Here is a 15,824-nt window from a genome sequence, read left to right on the forward strand (position 1 = left end):
GATCGACATGGACGACAATGATGGTTTCGAGATCGATGTGGACGGCAGGGCGCAGTCGGTGAGCTCGGCGGAAGTGACCGCCGCGCAGCTGCTGGCCCTGTCTGGCGTGGGGGACGGGATCGTGATCAGGGTTGACGGTGGGCGCGCCGCCCATGTCGCACCCGATCAGCCGGTGCTGATCCAGGCGGACGTGCGTCCCGCCTTCCGCACCTTCCGCGATGGAACGCTCCGTCACCTGCGCGTCGCCGGGTTGGGGTGGGACTGGGGCGATCCGGCGATCACCGAGACGGACGTTCGGCGGATCGGGGGCATCGGCGAGGACGTCGAACTCTACCTCGACGGCGGCGAAACCTCGCTGCGTCGGGGCTCGGTCATCGACCTGACGACACCGTGGCCGCCGCAGGTCGAGGCTCGCGACGCGCTGCCGGACCGCGCTTCCGTGCCCGTGGTTATCAACGGCAGGACCGTATTGCTCGATCGTCCCGACGTCACGTTCGAGGACCTCGTCGGGTTGGCCTTTCCGGGCACCGACCTGACGACGGCGTCGAGCAGGGCGTTGACCGTCACCTATCGCCGCGGCCCGCCCGACAGGCCGGAGGGCTCGCTGCTCTCGCAGGAGGCGATCACCGCGCGTCGGGGTGAGGTCTTCAATGTCAGCGCCACGAACAAGTCGTAGCCCCGATCTGCAGCGCCTAGTCGACGATGGCTACGAACTGGCCATCGTCGCCGGGTATCTGGTCGTGCGCGACGTGCCTTACGTGGATCGGTATCGGCGGGTTCGGCGGGGCCAGCTCGTGTCGACGCTGGATCTCGCCGGCGATCGGACTATTGCGCCCCGCGACCATCAGGCCTGGTTCACCGGGGCGCTGCCCTGCGACCGCGAAGGAAGGCCGCTCGTCAACATGGTCCATGCCCGCGAGCAGCGGCGCGATCTGGGCGGCGGGCTCCTGGTCGATCACTGGCTCTGCAGCAAGCCGATCGGGCGCGAGTTCGTCGACTATTACGAGAAGATGGTGACCTTCGTCCATCAGATCTCGAGCCATGCGGTCGCGCTCGATCCGTCCGCCACCGCCCGCACCGGCCGCATCGTCGCCGCGGATGGATCGGAATCCCCTTCCACTACGTCGACACGGCAACTTCTCGAAGCGGCATCGGCAATCTTTCAGACCGACTGGCCGGCCAGGTCATCGGCATCGTGGGACTGGGCGGCACCGGCGGGTATGTGCTCGACTTCCTCAGCAAGACGCCGGTCGCCCGCATCCATCTGTTCGACGACGACCTGTTCCTGCAGCACAACGCGTTCAGGGCTCCCGGCGCCGTCCCGCTTGCGGCCCTCGCGGAAAGGCGCGCGAAGGTCGATCACTTCGACAGGATCTATTCTGCCCTTCATCGCGGCGTCGTGCCCCACCGGGTCAGGATGGGTCCGGCGACGATGCGGCTGCTGGACAATCTCGACTTCGTGTTCCTGTGCTCGGACGATCCGACGGGCAAGCGCCAACTCGTCGAGCGGCTTGAGGATCGCGGGATCAGCTTCATCGACGTCGGCATGGGGCTGCAGGCTGGAGAACACGGCCTGACCGGGATCGTTCGGACGACGGCCAGCACGCCGGCCATGCGGGACCATGTCTGGGACCGGTCGAGGATCCCCATGGCTGCCGACGACGGAGTCGATCCTTATGCCACCAACATCCAGGTGGTCGAGTTGAACGCCCTAAACGCTGCGCTGGCGATCATTCGGTGGAAGCGGCTGTCGGGCTTCTACGTCGACACAAAGGCCGAGCACTTCTCGACCTACGCCATCGACGGCAATCACATCACGAACGGCGATCAGGCATAGGCGTCCGGCCGAATGCCGCGCCTTGATCTCGAGCACGGTTTCGCTCACTCTGATCCAGCCGTGTCACTAAAAGCGCCGTTGTGACAGTGTTATCGCGCCGCAGCGCCCGGCGGCGCGGAGGTGGTGAGCCCGTCGGGATTCGAACCCGAGACCTACAGATTAAAAGTCCGTTGCTCTACCAACTGAGCTACGGGCCCACGAAGCCCCCGCCCCTAGTCCCGCGGACGAGCGCGGTCAACCAGTTGGTGCAGCTGTCGGATCGTGCGACCGCTGACCGGATCGCGCCAGTCCGGCGCCACGTCGCGCAGCGGGCGCAGGACGAACAGGCGCTCTCGAAACGCGATATGCGGCACGCACAGGCCCCGGCTATGCCATCGGCCGCCCGACCACAGGACGATGTCAAGGTCGATGACCCGCGATCCCCAGCGTCGCCCACGCCGCCGCCCGAAGCTGCGCTCGATCCCCTTCAACTGCGCGAGCATATCGGGCGGCGACAGCGACGTATCCAACAACAGCACGGTATTGGCATAGCGGCGCAGCGACGGGCCGATAGGCGCGCTGGCCATGATCGGCGCGACCGCGCGGACCCCGTCGAGCGCAGCGACGGCGGCGCGCACTTCGGCGACCGGGCCGCCATGCCGCCCCGGCCGGTTCGAACCGATCGCAATCGCATAGGTTGAGGTCGCCATCGGCTGCGCCTATCGGCTGGCGATGGAAATCGCTACCCCTGCCCTCGCCGCGACCGAACCCTCGCGCGACTGCCCGCTCTGCCCGCGCCTCGTCCAGCTGCGCGAAAGTCTCCGGATCGAACATCCGGCCTGGTGGAACGCCCCGGTCGCGCCGCTGGCGGATGCCGACCCGTGGCTGGCGATCATCGGCCTTGCCCCCGGGCTGCAAGGCGCCAACCGTACCGGACGCCCCTTCACCGGCGATCGATCCGGGCCACTGTTCTGGGACACGCTGATCGCCGCCGGCCTCGCCGAAGGAAGCTATACCGGCAAGGTCGACGATGCGCCTGCGCCCATGGGGATCGCCATCGTCAACGCCGTCCGCTGCCTACCGCCCGAGAACAAGCCGACGCCGGAGGAAATCCGCACCTGCCGGCCGTTCCTCGACGCCGATCTGGCGGCGATGCCCTCACTCCGCGTCGTCATCGCGTTGGGTGCGATCGCCCACCAGTCGGCGGTGAAGGTACTGGGCGGCCGCCTGCCCAAGGCACGGTTCGCGCACCTAGCCGAACACACGATGCCGAGCGGCGTCACGCTGATCGATAGCTATCACTGCTCGCGCTACAACCAGAATACCGGGCGGCTGACACCGGAAATGTTCGCCGAGGTCTTCGCCCGCGCGATCGAACTGCGCGGTGCCGACTGAATCCGCTTGTACCGTGCCGGAAGCGCGATAGCCTGCGCCAACGACCTTGGGGGAACATCGCATGTACCGTCGCCATTTCGTCGCGCTGATGGCGCTCGCGCCGCTTGCCGGCAGTTTTCCGGCACTGGCGCAAAGCGGGCCGGCGGGCGACTTCGCGCGTCTGTCGAAGCGGTATCTCGACGGTATGGCGCGGCTGCATCCGGGCTATGCCACGGCGCTCGGCAACCACGACTATGACGATCAGGTTGAGGATCTGTCCGCCGTCGGTCGCGCGCGCGATGCCGCCTTCCTGCGTGCGACGCTGGCCGAACTGGCGGCGATTCCCCGCGCGTCGCTGTCGCGTGACGACCAGGTCGATGCCGCGCTGCTCGACAACGACCTGCGCTATCAGTTGTGGACGCTGGAGGTGCTGCAACCCTTCGCGTGGGACCCGCAGGGTGCCGCCGGCACCATTTCCGGCGGGCTCTACGCGCTGGCAGCCCGCGACTTCGCCCCATGGCCGCAGCGGCTGCGCTCCGCGACGAAGCGGATGGAGCAGGTGCCGGTGATGTTCGCCCAGATGCGCGAGAGCATCGTGCCGGCGCGCGTGCCGGCGATCTATGCGACCACCGTCGCGAAGCAGAATGCCGGCGTGCTCCAGATCGTCGACACGATGCTGGCCCCGCACCGCGCAACGCTCAGCCGTGCCGATCGCGCGCGGTTCGACCGCGCCGTCGCCACGCTGAAGACCGCGACCGCCGAGCAGCAGCGCTGGCTCGACACGGTCCTGGTCCCCGCCGCCAAAGGAGAGTTCCGCCTCAGCCCCGAGCTGTACGACCAGAAGGTAAAGTTCGCGCTGCTCTCCCCGCTGTCGCGGACCGAGATCAAGGCGCGCGCGGTGAAGGCCGCCGCCGAAACCCGCGCGGAAATGTATGGCCTTGCCCGGCTCGTCCTGCGCGGCCGGCCCAAGGCACCGGTGACGCCCGCCCGCCCGACCCCGGCGCAACAGCAAAAGGCGATCGAGGCCGCGCTGGAAATGAGCTACGCCCGGCGTCCCAACCGGTCGGGCGTGATGGCGAAGGCGCGCTCGACGCTCGAACAGGCGACCGCTTTCGTCCGCGAGAAAAGGCTCGTTCGCGTGCCGACCACCCCGGTGCAGATCATCGAGATGCCGAAGTTCCAGCAGGGCGTCGCCGTCGCCTATTGCGACAGCCCCGGTCCGCTCGAAAAGCATCTCGGCACCTTCTACGCCGTGTCGCCGATCCCAGCCGACTGGACCGAAGCGCAGACGACCTCGTTCCTGCGCGAATATAACGACTACATGATCCACGACCTGTCGATCCATGAGGCGATGCCGGGCCATTACCTCCAGATTGCGCACAGCAATGAAAACAAGTCGGTTTTGCGCGCGGTGCTGTCGTCGGGACCGTTCGTCGAAGGCTGGGCGGTCTATGCCGAACGGATGATGGCGGATGCCGATTACCTGGACGGCGATCCCCTGTTCAAGCTGACCGTGCTCAAGATGCGGATGCGCTCGATCACCAACACGCTGCTCGACATCGGCATCCATACCGAGGGGCTGACCGAGGCGCAGGCGATGAAGCTAATGATGGAAGGTGCCTTCCAGCAGGAGCGCGAGGCTGCCGGCAAATGGACCCGCGCCCGGCTGGGGTCGACGCAGCTGCTCAGCTATTTCGTCGGCTATAGCGAGCATATGGACATGCGCCGCGAGGCGGAGCGCCGCGCGGGCAGCAAGTTCGACCTGATGCGCTACAACGACGCCGCCATCTCGTACGGATCGCCGCCGGTGCGGTTCGTGCGGGCGCTGATGTTCGGCGAGGCGATCGCGTAAGATCCTCCCCGCTTGCGGGAAGGAACTAGCGAACTGCAAACGCCGCGCGATACTCGGGTTTTACGGCGCGCAGCACCGCCTGCGTCACCGGCAGCGTATGTTCATACGGCCCCTCGACATAGGAGCCGACGACATATTGGTCGGCGATCACGCCGATCCGGTTCAACGCGCGCCCGTTCGATGACCCCAGCAGAACTGTCACGTCCTTCGCCGGCGGGCATTGGCCGAACGTCGTATCGTTGCCCGCATCGGCACCCACGCGCCGCGTCCGTTCGGCGCGCATCCAGCGGCACCACGGCGTCATCACCGCCGACTGAAACGCCGCGGGAGAGACGAACAGCGACACGGCGTTCATCCGCCGCCCGGCCCGCTTGTCCCAGATCAATCCGCCCGACGATCCGTTGCCATGCGCCCCGCCGGTATCGCTGTAACTGGCCGACGACAGGCTGAGAAAGCGCGGCGTTTCGGTGACGACGTCCCAGCTCTGCTGCAACTCGTACGCCCGGAACGGAGCGCGGGCGGCCTTCGCCTCCCGGCGCGCCTCGGCGGACGCGCGGACGACCCATGCGCGCCGTTTCGCCTTGTCGGCTTCCAGCCACGCCTTGAGCGGCGCGATGCGGGCAGCCTGTACCGGGTAGCTATAATCGAACTCGTAATCCGCCGTCGCTGCCGGCTTCTGCGCGATGGCCGACGGTGCCACCGCCGCCGCCAGCATCGCCACGCCGATCATCGATCCTGCCCGCATTCCACAACCCTCCGCATCCCACGCTACCCGAACGCGGCTGCCGCAGGCCGACGGGTCAGTCGGCGAACAACAGCACCGGCGTTTCGATCAGCCGCTTCAATGCCTGAACATAGCTGGCGGCGTCATGCCCGTCGACGACGCGGTGGTCGCAGCTGATCGACAGGTTTATCAGCTTGGCCTTGACGATCTCCTCGCCGCCGCCGGGCCGTGCGCGGAATACCGGGCGCTCGACGATGCGGTTCGGGCCGATGATCGCGACTTCGGGGCGGTTGATGACCGGCGTCGTCGCGATCCCGCCCAGCGGCCCCAGCGAGGTGACGGTGATCGTGCCGCCGGACAATTCCTCGGATTTGGCCTTACCGGTGCGGGCCGCTTCGGCGAGGCGGATAATCTCGCTGGCCAGCTGCCAAGGATTCATGTCCTGCGCGTCGCGGATCACCGGCACCATCAGCCCGGCATCGGTCTGCGCCGCCATCCCCAGATGGACGCTGCCGAAGCGCGTAACGACACCCGCTTCGTCGTCATAGCGCGCGTTGAGCATAGGGAAGTCGGGCAGCGTCCGGCAGATCGCGACGATCAGCAGCGGCAACATGGTCAGCTTGGGTCGCTGGCCCCGTGCGGCATTCAGATCGGCACGCATCGCCTCCAGCGCGGTGACGTCGATCTCCTCGACATAGGTGAAGTGCGGGATGTGGCGCTTCGCGGCCGCCATGTTCTCGGCGATGCGGCGGCGCATGCCGATGACCTTGACGGTTTCGTCCGCGCGCGCGCGGCTGGCGTTCGGGGCACGGTAGCCCTGCGCGCTGCCGTAGCGGAGGAAGGCGTCGAGGTCGGCGTGGCGGATGTGCGGGCCGTCGTGGCGGACGGTGAACAGGTCGATGCCGAGGTCCTTGGCACGAGCGCGCACCGCAGGCGAGGCGAGCACCTTATCCTCCCCGGCACGGGGAGGGGGACCGTCCGGCGCAGCCGGATGGTGGAGGGGGGCGGCCTCCTGCGAAACATGGTTGGGTGTAGCGTCCAGTGGCGCCCCCCCTTCACCATGCTGCGCATGGTCCCCCTCCCCTCCCCGGGGAGGATCTTGCCGTTCGGCTACTGGGGAGGTTGCGACCTCTTCAACGCCCGGGTTTTCCGCCCCGACCCGCTCGGGTTCGGCCGGCTGCACGACCTCGCCTTCGGTCTCGATCACCACCAGCGTTGCGCCGATCGCCACCTGATCGCCCGGCTCGCCGGCCAGTTCGACCACCGTGCCCGCGACCGGGCTTTCCATTTCGACCGTCGCCTTGTCGGTCATCATGTCGGCGAGGCGCCCGTCTTCCTCGACGCGGTCGCCTACGGCGACGTGCCATGCGACGATCTCGGCTTCGGAAATGCCTTCGCCGATGTCGGGCAGGCGGAAAGAGAAACGTGCCATGGCGGTCAGTCCTGCATGATCTTCTTGAGCGCCTGTCCGATACGGACCGGCCCCGGGAAATACGCCCATTCGAGGCTGTGCGGATACGGCGTGTCGAAGCCGGTCACGCGCTCGATCGGCGCTTCGAGATGGTGGAAGCAGCGTTCCTGCACCAGCGCCGACAATTCGGCACCGAAGCCGCCCGTCCGGGTCGCTTCGTGCACGATCATGCAACGACCGGTCTTCTTCACCGACGCCTCGATCGCGTCGATGTCGAGCGGCACCAGCGTGCGCAGGTCGAGGATTTCGGCATCGACACCGGCCGCTTCCACGGTCGCCTGTGCGACATGGACCATCGTGCCATAGGCGAGGATCGTCAGGTCGGCGCCTTCGCGCACGACCTTCGCCTTGCCTAGTTCTATGCGGTAATAGTCCTCGGGCACTTCCCCGCCGGGATGTTTCGACCAGTTTTGCGCCGGCTTGTCCCAATTGCCGTCGAACGGGCCGTTATAGATGCGCTTGGGTTCGAAGAAGAGGACCGGGTCGTTGTCCTCGATCGCGGCGATCAGCAGCCCCTTGGCGTCATAGGGCGTCGACGGGATTACCGTCTTGATGCCCGATACGTGGGTGAAAATGCCCTCGGGCGACTGGCTGTGTGTCTGCCCACCGAAGATACCGCCGCCGAACGGCGAGCGCACCGTGATCGGCGCGGTGAAGTCACCGGCCGAGCGATAGCGCAGCCGCGCCGCCTCGCTGACCAGCTGGTCGAGCGCGGGGTAGATGTAATCGGCGAACTGGATTTCGGGCACCGGACGCAGGCCGTACGCGCCCATCCCGACCGCGACGCCGATGATGCCGCATTCGGTGATCGGCGTATCGAACACGCGGGTCTTGCCGTATTTCGACTGTAGCCCGGCGGTCGCGCGGAACACGCCGCCGAAATAGCCGACATCTTCGCCCATGACGATCACGCTCGGGTCGCGGTCCATTACCACGTCCATCGCGGAGTTGATCGCCTGGATCATGTTCATCCGCGCCATGTCAGTGGCCCTCCTTGCGCGCCCAGGGGCGACCGGAGGCCTCCTCCTCGGCCATCATCTGCGCCTGTTGTTCACGAAGGTGCCACGGCATGTGCTCGAACACGCCGTCGAACAACGTGTCGAGCGGCTGGTGCAGGCCGTGGCCGAGGATGCCGTTGGCCTCTGCCGCCTTCTGTGCGGTGCGGACGGCTTCGGCGACCTCGCGGTCCATCGCCGCGTGACGTTCGTCATCCCACTCGCCGATGTTGACAAGGTGCGCCTTCAACCGGGCGATCGGATCGCCCAGCGGCCATGCGGTCGGCTCACCGGCGGAGCGATATTGCGACGGATCGTCCGAAGTCGAGTGTCCTTCGGCGCGATAGGTGAAATGTTCGATCAGTGTCGGTCCCTGATTGGTCCGTGCGCGTTCGGCGGCCCAGGCGGTGGCGGCATAGACCGCCAGCGCGTCGTTGCCGTCGACCCGCAGGCCGGCGATGCCGTAGCCGATCGCCCGCGCGGCGAAGGTCGTCGCCTCCGCGCCCGCAAAGCCGGAAAAGCTGCTGATCGCCCATTGGTTGTTGACGACGTTGAAGATCACCGGCGCGCGGTAGACGGTGGCGAAGGTCAGCGCCGAGTGGAAGTCGCCTTCCGCCGTGCTCCCCTCCCCGCACCACGTCGCCGCGATCCGGGTATCGCCTTTCGACGCCGACGCCATCGCCCAGCCGACCGCCTGCGGATATTGCGTGGTCAGGTTGCCGGAAATCGAGAAGAAGCCGAAATCCTTCGACGAATACATGATCGGCAACTGCTTGCCCTGCAACTTGTCGCCGCTATTCGAATAGATCTGGTTCATCATCTCGATCAGCGGATAGTCGCGCGTAATCAGGATGCCCTGCTGGCGATAGCTGGGGAAGGTCATGTCGTCGCGGTCGAGTGCCATGGTTCCGGCAACCGCGATCGCCTCTTCGCCGGTACATTTCATGTAGAAGCTGGTCTTGCCCTGCCGCTGGGCGCGGAACATGCGTTCGTCGAACGCGCGCACCGTCGCCATCTTCAGCAGCATCCGCCGCAGCATGTCGGCGTCGAGCCGGGGGTTCCACGGGCCGACCGCCTGCCCCTGTTCGTCGAGCACCCGGACCAGCGTGTAGCTCAAGTCGTGGAAGCTGTCGGGCGCGGCGGCGGTGTCGGGGCGGGGTTGCGCGCCGGCGGGCGGCACGGCGACATCGGCGAAGTCCACCGCATCGCCGGGACGGAATTTGGGTTCGGGCACGTGCAGCGCGAGGCGCGGCAGGTTCGTGCGGCTGTCGCCGGTCATGCACTCTCCATGTCTCTGCGTCGTCCGTCAGGGCGCGCAGACTCGTTACAAACGCTTGTTATATAATTTCAACGCACTTGGCGAGGGGGTCGTTGCGCCCGACAGGAACCGTTGGCGGAATTATCCGTATCGCATTGAACCGAAACGGAGAAAATCATGGGCGACCTTGCCGGGTGGATCGCACCGACCGCGACCATGATCGCCGCGATGATGACCGCCGCCAATCTGGGCGCGCGGATCACCGGATGGGGCTTCGTCATATTCTGCGTCGGATCGGTCGCGTGGACGACGGTCGGACTGACCAGCGGACAGACCAATCTGGTGCTGTCGAACGCTTTCCTGACGCTGGTGAACGTCGTCGGCGTGTGGCGCTGGCTGGGGCGGCAGGCGAGCTACGACAAGGGCAGCAGCGCGGCGGCGGACGCGAGCGCGCGGCATCCGGTGCCCTCGCTATATGCCGCGGGCGGCGTGATCGGGGCGACGCTGACGGGACCGCGTGGCGAGGCGGTCGGGACGATCGTCGACGCGATGCTCGGCTGCGGCGACAATGCCATCGCCTATGTCGTCGTCAGTACCGGGGGTGTCGGCGGCGTCGGCGAAACGTTGCATGCGCTGACGCCCGGGGAGTTGCTGTTTGGGAAGGATGGGGTTCGGACGACGCTGACCGCCGATGCGGTTCGCGGGAAGCCGGTGGTGCAGGCGAACGACTGGCCCGAGACGGTGTAGGGGGCCGCCGTATCCCGGCAGTTCCGTATGCGGGCGCCCCCCTCCACCGTCCCGCGGACGGTCGCCCTCCCCGCGTAACGGGGAGGATTTTTAGCGGACCGGGAAGCCGCGGCGCTTGAACAATGCGGTCACGTCCGGGTCGCGACCGCGGAACGCGCGATAGGCGTCCTTGCGGTCGGTTTCGTTGCCGGTCGACAGCAACGTCTGGCGGAAGCGATCCGCCGTCGCCTTGTCCCACACATTGCCGGTCGCCTCGAACGCCGCCCAGGTGTCGGCGTCCATCGTTTCCGACCAGAGGTAGGAATAATAGCCGGCGGAATAGGCGTCGGAGGAGAAGAGGTGATTGAACTGCGGCAGGCGGTGCCGCATCACCATCTCCCTGGGCATGCCGAGCCTGCCCAGCGTTTCCCGCTCGAACGCCGCGACATCGGTCACCGGCGTCTCGCGGTCGTGCAACTCCATGTCGACGATCGCCGAGGACAGATACTCGACGGTGTCGAAGCCCTGGTTGAAGGTCGACGACTTCTCGATCTTGTCGACCAGCGCCTGCGGCATCGGCTGCCCGGTTTGGTAATGCTTGGCATAGCGGTCGAGCACGTCGCGCGTCAGCAACCAGTTCTCGTTCACCTGGCTGGGATATTCCACGAAGTCGCGCGGCGTGCCGGCGAGGCCCGGATAGGTCACGTTCTGCAGGAACGAATGGATCGCGTGGCCGAATTCGTGGAACAGCGTCGTGGCGTCGTCGAGGCTGATCAGCGTCGGCTGCCCGGCGGCGCCCTTGACGAAATTGTTGTTGTTCGACGCCAGTACGTTGGTCTCGCCGCCCAGCTTCTGCTGTCCGCGATAGCGCGTCGCCCATGCCCCCGACCGTTTGCCCGAGCGGGCGAAGTTGTCGAGATAGAAGACGCCGACATTGCGCCCGGTCTTCGCATCGGTGACGACGAAGGTCCGGACATTCTTTTCGAACACCGGAATCTGCCCGGTATTCTCGGTAAACTTCAGGTCGTAGAGGCGACCGGCGGCGTAGAAGGCGGCCTGCACGATATTGTCGAGCTGGAGATACGGCTTCACCTCGCTTTCATCGAGGTCGTATTTCGCCTTGCGCACCTTTTCGGCGTAGAAGCGATAGTCCCATGGTTCGATGGTGATGTTCGCGCCGTCCTTGCGCGCCAATGCCTGCATGTCGGCGACTTCCTCGCGCACGCGCGCCACCGCGGCGGGCCAGACGCGCATCATCAGCGCCTTGGCATTGGCGGGCGTACCGGCCATCGTGTCGTCCATGCGCAGATAGGCGTGGTTGCGGAAGCCGAGCAGCTTGGCCCGCTCCTGCCGCAGCTTCAGGATGGTCGCGATCGTCGCCTTGGTATCGTTGGCGTTGCCGTTGTCACCGCGCATGACGAAGGCGCGCCAGACCTTTTCGCGCAAGGCACGGTCGGTGGCATAGGTCAGCACCGGCGCGACCGACGAGCGGGTGTTGACGATCGCCCATTTGCCCGCAAGGCCCCGCTCGTCCGCTGCCGCCTTCAACGAGGCGATAAAGCTGTCGGGCAAGCCGGCAAGTTGCTTCGCGTCGTCGACGACGATCCAGGTTTCCTCGTCCGCCAGCACCTTCTGGCTAAAGTCGTTATAGGCGACCGACAATTGCTGGTTCAGGCCGCTGACCTGCTGGCGCTGCGCATCGGTCAACAGGCTGCCGCGTCGCACGAAGCTGCGATAGGTCCGCTCCAGCAAGCGCAGCTGCTGCGGGTTCAGCTTCTGGCTCGCACGGCTATCATACGCCGCCTTGATCCGGGCGAACAGCTTCGGGTCGAGGAACAGTTCGTCATAAAAGGCCGACAGCTTGGGCGACCATTCGCGGTCGATCGCCTGCACGTCCTTGGTCGCAAGGTTGCTGGTATAGACGCCCCACATCGACCCGACACGCTCCATCATGTCGCCGGCCAGTTCCATCGGTTCGATAACCGTCTTGAACGTCGCGGGTCGCTTGTCGTCGCGGATTGCGTGAATTTCGCGGCGCATCTCCGCCATCGCCACCGGGAAGGCGACCGGGAACATCGCCGGCGTCACCTTGTCCCAGGGCGGCACCCCCTGATACGGGCCGGTCCATTTCGCGGTGAGCGGGGTCGCGTCGACGGTCGCGGCGGGCGCCTGCGGCATGGCAGCGGCAAAGGCCGAGGGTATGAAAATGGTCGTGGCGAGCAGCGCGCCGATACGCAGGATCATGCAACTATCCGTTTTACAGGCAAATTCGTATCGAGGGTAACGATCGGGAGCCGCTTGGCAAGATCGGCGTTGATGCGGCAACGAAACGATACGGGGCCTCCATGCAAATCACTTCGCTGACCGAACTCGACCACGTGCGCGACGAAGCGCGCACGCTGGTGACCAAGCGTGCGCTGGTATCGGCCGGCGCGTCGGCAGTGCCGGTGCCGGGTGCCGACCTGATCGTCGATGCCAACATCCTGACCAAGCTGCTGCCCGAAATCAGCAACCGGTTCGGGCTGGACGAAAAACAGGTCAAGGCGCTGGAGCCGGACCGGGCCAAGCAGGTGCTGCTGATCGCCGCCAACCTGGGCAATGGCGTGATCGGCCGGTCGATCACCAAACGGATCGTCACCATGCTGATCCGCCGCGTCGGCGCGCGCTATGCCAGCAAGTCGCTGCTGCGCTTCGTGCCGTTCGCCGGGCAGATCGCGGCGGCAGGCATCAGCTTCGGGGCGATGAAGCTGGTCGGCAATTCGCATATCGACGATTGTTACGAGACGGTGCGGCGCACGCTGGCTTAGAACGCCCAACACCTATTCCAATCGTCACCCCGGACTTGATCCGGGGTCCCGCTTCTTCTTCTGATGTCGTTAGAAAGCGGGACCCCGGATCAAGTCCGGGGTGACGGTTTGGATAGGGTTGCTCGCTACTCCGCCGGCACCAGTTCGATCACGTCCAGCAGCGATTCGAACCGCGGATAGGGCAGGACCAGCCGCCAGCGACGCTCCCCTACCCGCTCCAGCAACCCGGCCATGTCGCGGTCGCGGTCCTGGCCATATTGCAGCGCCGCCCGTTCGTCACCGAGCAGCAGCGTGCCGAGAAAGACGGTGCGGTCGCCATCTGCGAACAGCAGGCCGACCGGGCGCTGCGACCCGCTTTCCTTGTAGAAGCTGCGGACGCGGCCTTCGTCGGTGATGTGGCAATCGAACGCGGGATAGGCAGTGAAGTCGCGCATCGCGCTGCCCGCGCCGCCCAGCTTGAACACGCGACAGCGATAGCGCCCGGCCGGGGCCGATCCGCCGGCCAGCGCACCATCGGGGTTGAACAGCGCCCCCTGCGCCGCGATCGCCGCCGCATCTGCCGCGCGTGCGCGGGGCAGCGCGGTCATCCACGCATCGCGCCACCGCCGCAGCCGGTCGCGATCCGCCGGGGTCGCCACCCGCCGCCAGTCGTCCGATCCGGCCGACGGCGCCGTCGGAGGCGCGCCGGTCCCGGACGAAGCGACAGCCGCCCCACCGCCACCGCACGCGGTGGTCGCGCAGCCGGCCAGGATCGTCGCGAGCGATGCGAGGCGGATCATGCCACGATCACGCGGCGGTCCATCCGCCATCGATCGACAGGTTCGCGCCCGTAATCGCCTTCGCCTCGTCACGGCACAGGTACAGTGCCAGGCTGGCGACCTGTTCGGCGGTGACGAATTCCTTGGTCGGTTGTGCGGCCAGCAGCACGTCGTTCATCACCTGCTCGCGCGTCAGGCCACGCGAGGCCATCGTGTCCGGAATCTGCTTTTCGACCAGCGGGGTCCAGACATAGCCGGGCGAGATGCAGTTGGCGGTGATGCCGCAGGTCGCGACTTCCAATGCGACCGTCTTGGTCAGGCCGGCCAGACCGTGCTTGGCGGTGACATAGGCCGATTTGTTGGGGCTGGCGACCAGGCTATGCGCCGATGCGGTGTTGATGATGCGGCCCCAACCGGCCTTCTTCATGTGCGGCACGGCGGCGCGGATCATGTGGAAGGCCGACGACAGGTTGATCGCTAGGATCGCGTCCCATTTGTCGACCGGGAACTCCTCGATCTTGGCGACATGCTGGATACCGGCATTGTTGACGACGATGTCGACCGACCCGAACTCGGCCGCCGCCTTGTCGACCATGGCCGCGATCTGCTCCGGCTTGGTCATGTCGGCCGCGTCGTAGCGGGCCTCCGCGCCGCTTGCCTGCGCCAGCGCGGCGCGTTCCTGTTCGATCGCGGCTTCGTCGCCGAAGCCGTTGATGACGACCGTCGCACCTTCGGCCGCGAATGCCTTGGCATAGGCGAGGCCGATGCCCGACGTCGAACCGGTGACGATCGCAGTCTTGCCCTTCAGGAACATGCGTTATCCTTGGCGTTGGTGAAGAGAATGGGTGAGGTCGAACGCGGCGGTGCGTCCGTCGAGGATGTTTTCGGCGACGACGCGGGCATTGGCCATCGTCTCGGCGATGGCGGCGCGACCGGCGGCCCAATGCTCCTGCATCGCGCGCGCCGAAAATTCGAAGTCGCGCGCGCCGCCTTCCCAGCGGTTCGCGCGGTAGATCAGGTGGACGAGACTCAGCGGATGTTCGTCCGCCATCGCCTCGAGCGCGCGGACATCGGCATCGTCGCGCAGCTCGACCGGCAATTTGCAGACCAGCCGGCGGATCAGCTCGCGCTCCTGTCGCAGACGCAGGCGTTCGGCGGTGACTTGCCGGGTGCGGCTGGAGAAGCGGATTTCCTTTTCCCGCGCCGCCACGTCGCCGATGGTGCGCGGGAGTTCGGCCTCGGCGGAGAACAGGTCGACTTGAAACACCAGCATCGGATCGCGCTGATGGTCGAGGATATGGGTCAGCGGCGTGTTGCTGACGAGGCCACCGTCCCAGTACCAGCGGCCGTCGATCTCGACCGGGGGGAGGCCCGGCGGCAGCGCGCCCGACGCCATGACGTGCCGCGCGTCCAGCCGTTCGCGGGCGCTGTCGAAGTACACGAAGTTGCCGCTTGCGATGTCGACCGCCCCGACCGACAGCCGTACCGGGCCGTCATTGACGAGGTCCCAGTCGACCAGCGTATCGAGCGTCTCGCGCAGCGGCCCGGTATCGTAGTAGCTGAGAGCCCCCGCCGTGCCGGGCGCGGCGAATTGCGGCGCGATCCCGCGCGGGCGGAAGAAGCCGGGTACGCCGGTCGCCAGCACGACGCCCGCCGACCATTCATGTACCCATTCGCGCACGCGGTCGTCCGGCAGGATCGGGAACCAGGGGAGCACGCCGGCCGCCGTCTCCCAGAATTGGCGCAACCGCTCGATCCGGCGCTCCGGCGGGTTGCCGGCGAAGATGGCGGCGTTGATCGCCCCGATCGAGATACCGGCGACCCAGTCGATCTCGATCTGTGATTCCCCCAGGCGTTCGATCACGCCCGCCTGATAGCTGCCCAGCGCCCCGCCCCCCTGCAGCACCAGCGCCACGCAATCGGGCAAGGGCAGACCGGCGGGGGATTGTCGGCGCAAACGGGGATCAGCTTCTGCCATCGACGACACTTTGCGCATTATGCGTACGGGGTACAACGCCCCTTCAACCGATTTCATGGCGGCTG

15 protein-coding genes, 1 tRNA gene and 1 pseudogene are annotated in these 15,824 nt (G+C 66.6%); 7 read left to right on the forward strand and 10 right to left on the reverse strand.

Annotated elements, in window-relative coordinates; genetic code table 11:
- The first annotated feature begins 7 nt into the window (after positions 1-7).
- The 3 genes and pseudogenes from CA237_RS02100 (at position 8) to CA237_RS19960 (ending at position 1,837) form a co-directional block, all read left to right on the forward strand.
- Positions 8-676, forward strand: a complete 669-nt coding sequence (locus tag CA237_RS02100; RefSeq protein ID WP_164523810.1) for a multiubiquitin domain-containing protein — start codon at positions 8-10, stop codon at positions 674-676.
- Positions 651-1,040, forward strand: a pseudogene (locus CA237_RS20180) (DUF6791 domain-containing protein); the annotation flags it as partial. The gene CA237_RS02100 and the pseudogene CA237_RS20180, both read left to right, overlap by 26 nt.
- A gap of 182 nt (positions 1,041-1,222) precedes the next feature.
- Positions 1,223-1,837, forward strand: a complete 615-nt coding sequence (locus CA237_RS19960) for a hypothetical protein (RefSeq protein WP_241215410.1) — start codon at positions 1,223-1,225, stop codon at positions 1,835-1,837.
- Positions 1,838-1,958: 121 nt separating this feature from the next.
- On the opposite strand, the gene CA237_RS02110 is transcribed toward CA237_RS19960, so the two are convergent.
- Positions 1,959-2,034, reverse strand: a tRNA-Lys gene (locus CA237_RS02110).
- A 15-nt stretch (positions 2,035-2,049) separates the two neighbouring features.
- Complete coding sequence (gene folK / locus CA237_RS02115; RefSeq protein WP_066686780.1) at positions 2,050-2,526, reverse strand: 2-amino-4-hydroxy-6-hydroxymethyldihydropteridine diphosphokinase; 477 nt, start codon at positions 2,524-2,526, stop codon at positions 2,050-2,052.
- A 22-nt stretch (positions 2,527-2,548) separates the two neighbouring features.
- Here folK and CA237_RS02120 point away from each other — a divergent pair, with 22 nt between their 5' ends.
- Together CA237_RS02120 and CA237_RS02125 are read left to right on the forward strand one after the other, a co-directional pair.
- Positions 2,549-3,211, forward strand: coding sequence for a uracil-DNA glycosylase (locus CA237_RS02120; RefSeq protein WP_126012593.1), 663 nt, complete (start codon positions 2,549-2,551; stop codon positions 3,209-3,211).
- A gap of 61 nt (positions 3,212-3,272) precedes the next feature.
- Positions 3,273-5,042, forward strand: a complete 1,770-nt coding sequence (locus tag CA237_RS02125) for a DUF885 domain-containing protein (protein WP_066686774.1) — start codon at positions 3,273-3,275, stop codon at positions 5,040-5,042.
- Between the two features lie 25 nt (positions 5,043-5,067).
- On the opposite strand, the gene CA237_RS02130 is transcribed toward CA237_RS02125, so the two are convergent.
- The 4 genes from CA237_RS02130 to CA237_RS02145 are packed head-to-tail and all read right to left on the reverse strand — an operon-like array spanning position 5,068 to position 9,511.
- On the reverse strand, positions 5,068-5,787 hold the full coding sequence (locus CA237_RS02130; protein WP_232307813.1) for a DUF4163 domain-containing protein: 720 nt from the start codon (positions 5,785-5,787) through the stop codon (positions 5,068-5,070).
- A 55-nt stretch (positions 5,788-5,842) separates the two neighbouring features.
- On the reverse strand, positions 5,843-7,198 hold the full coding sequence (locus CA237_RS02135; protein WP_126012596.1) for a dihydrolipoamide acetyltransferase family protein: 1,356 nt from the start codon (positions 7,196-7,198) through the stop codon (positions 5,843-5,845).
- A 5-nt stretch (positions 7,199-7,203) separates the two neighbouring features.
- Positions 7,204-8,208 (reverse strand): alpha-ketoacid dehydrogenase subunit beta, encoded by a 1,005-nt coding sequence (locus CA237_RS02140; protein ID WP_066687994.1) that lies wholly within the window; start codon positions 8,206-8,208, stop codon positions 7,204-7,206.
- Between the two features lie 10 nt (positions 8,209-8,218).
- Positions 8,219-9,511 (reverse strand): 3-methyl-2-oxobutanoate dehydrogenase (2-methylpropanoyl-transferring) subunit alpha, encoded by a 1,293-nt coding sequence (locus CA237_RS02145; protein ID WP_126012599.1) that lies wholly within the window; start codon positions 9,509-9,511, stop codon positions 8,219-8,221.
- Positions 9,512-9,667: 156 nt separating this feature from the next.
- On the opposite strand from CA237_RS02145, the gene CA237_RS02150 reads away from it, so the two are divergent.
- The gene (locus tag CA237_RS02150; RefSeq protein ID WP_241215411.1) at positions 9,668-10,237 is read left to right on the forward strand and encodes a PRC-barrel domain containing protein; all 570 of its coding nucleotides are present in this window, start codon (positions 9,668-9,670) and stop codon (positions 10,235-10,237) included.
- 90 nt (positions 10,238-10,327) lie between these two features.
- Here CA237_RS02150 and CA237_RS02155 read toward each other — a convergent pair whose 3' ends face one another.
- Positions 10,328-12,460, reverse strand: a complete 2,133-nt coding sequence (locus tag CA237_RS02155) for a M3 family metallopeptidase (RefSeq protein ID WP_066686762.1) — start codon at positions 12,458-12,460, stop codon at positions 10,328-10,330.
- A gap of 101 nt (positions 12,461-12,561) precedes the next feature.
- On the opposite strand from CA237_RS02155, the gene CA237_RS02160 reads away from it, so the two are divergent.
- The gene (locus CA237_RS02160) at positions 12,562-13,023 is read left to right on the forward strand and encodes a hypothetical protein (protein ID WP_066686760.1); all 462 of its coding nucleotides are present in this window, start codon (positions 12,562-12,564) and stop codon (positions 13,021-13,023) included.
- A gap of 125 nt (positions 13,024-13,148) precedes the next feature.
- Here the strand turns inward: CA237_RS02160 and CA237_RS02165 are convergent, their stop codons facing one another.
- The 3 genes from CA237_RS02165 to CA237_RS02175 are packed head-to-tail and all read right to left on the reverse strand — an operon-like array spanning position 13,149 to position 15,759.
- Positions 13,149-13,802: a DUF4893 domain-containing protein gene (locus CA237_RS02165; RefSeq protein WP_066687991.1), complete on the reverse strand. Its 654-nt coding sequence runs from the start codon at positions 13,800-13,802 to the stop codon at positions 13,149-13,151.
- A 7-nt stretch (positions 13,803-13,809) separates the two neighbouring features.
- Positions 13,810-14,595, reverse strand: coding sequence for a 3-hydroxybutyrate dehydrogenase (locus tag CA237_RS02170; RefSeq protein WP_066686758.1), 786 nt, complete (start codon positions 14,593-14,595; stop codon positions 13,810-13,812).
- A 3-nt stretch (positions 14,596-14,598) separates the two neighbouring features.
- On the reverse strand, positions 14,599-15,759 hold the full coding sequence (locus tag CA237_RS02175; protein ID WP_066687983.1) for a patatin-like phospholipase family protein: 1,161 nt from the start codon (positions 15,757-15,759) through the stop codon (positions 14,599-14,601).
- Positions 15,760-15,824 lie beyond the last annotated feature (65 nt).

Source organism: Sphingomonas sp. ABOLH (assembly GCF_003951715.1).
Classification (GTDB): Bacteria; Pseudomonadota; Alphaproteobacteria; order Sphingomonadales; family Sphingomonadaceae; genus Sphingomonas; species Sphingomonas hankookensis_A.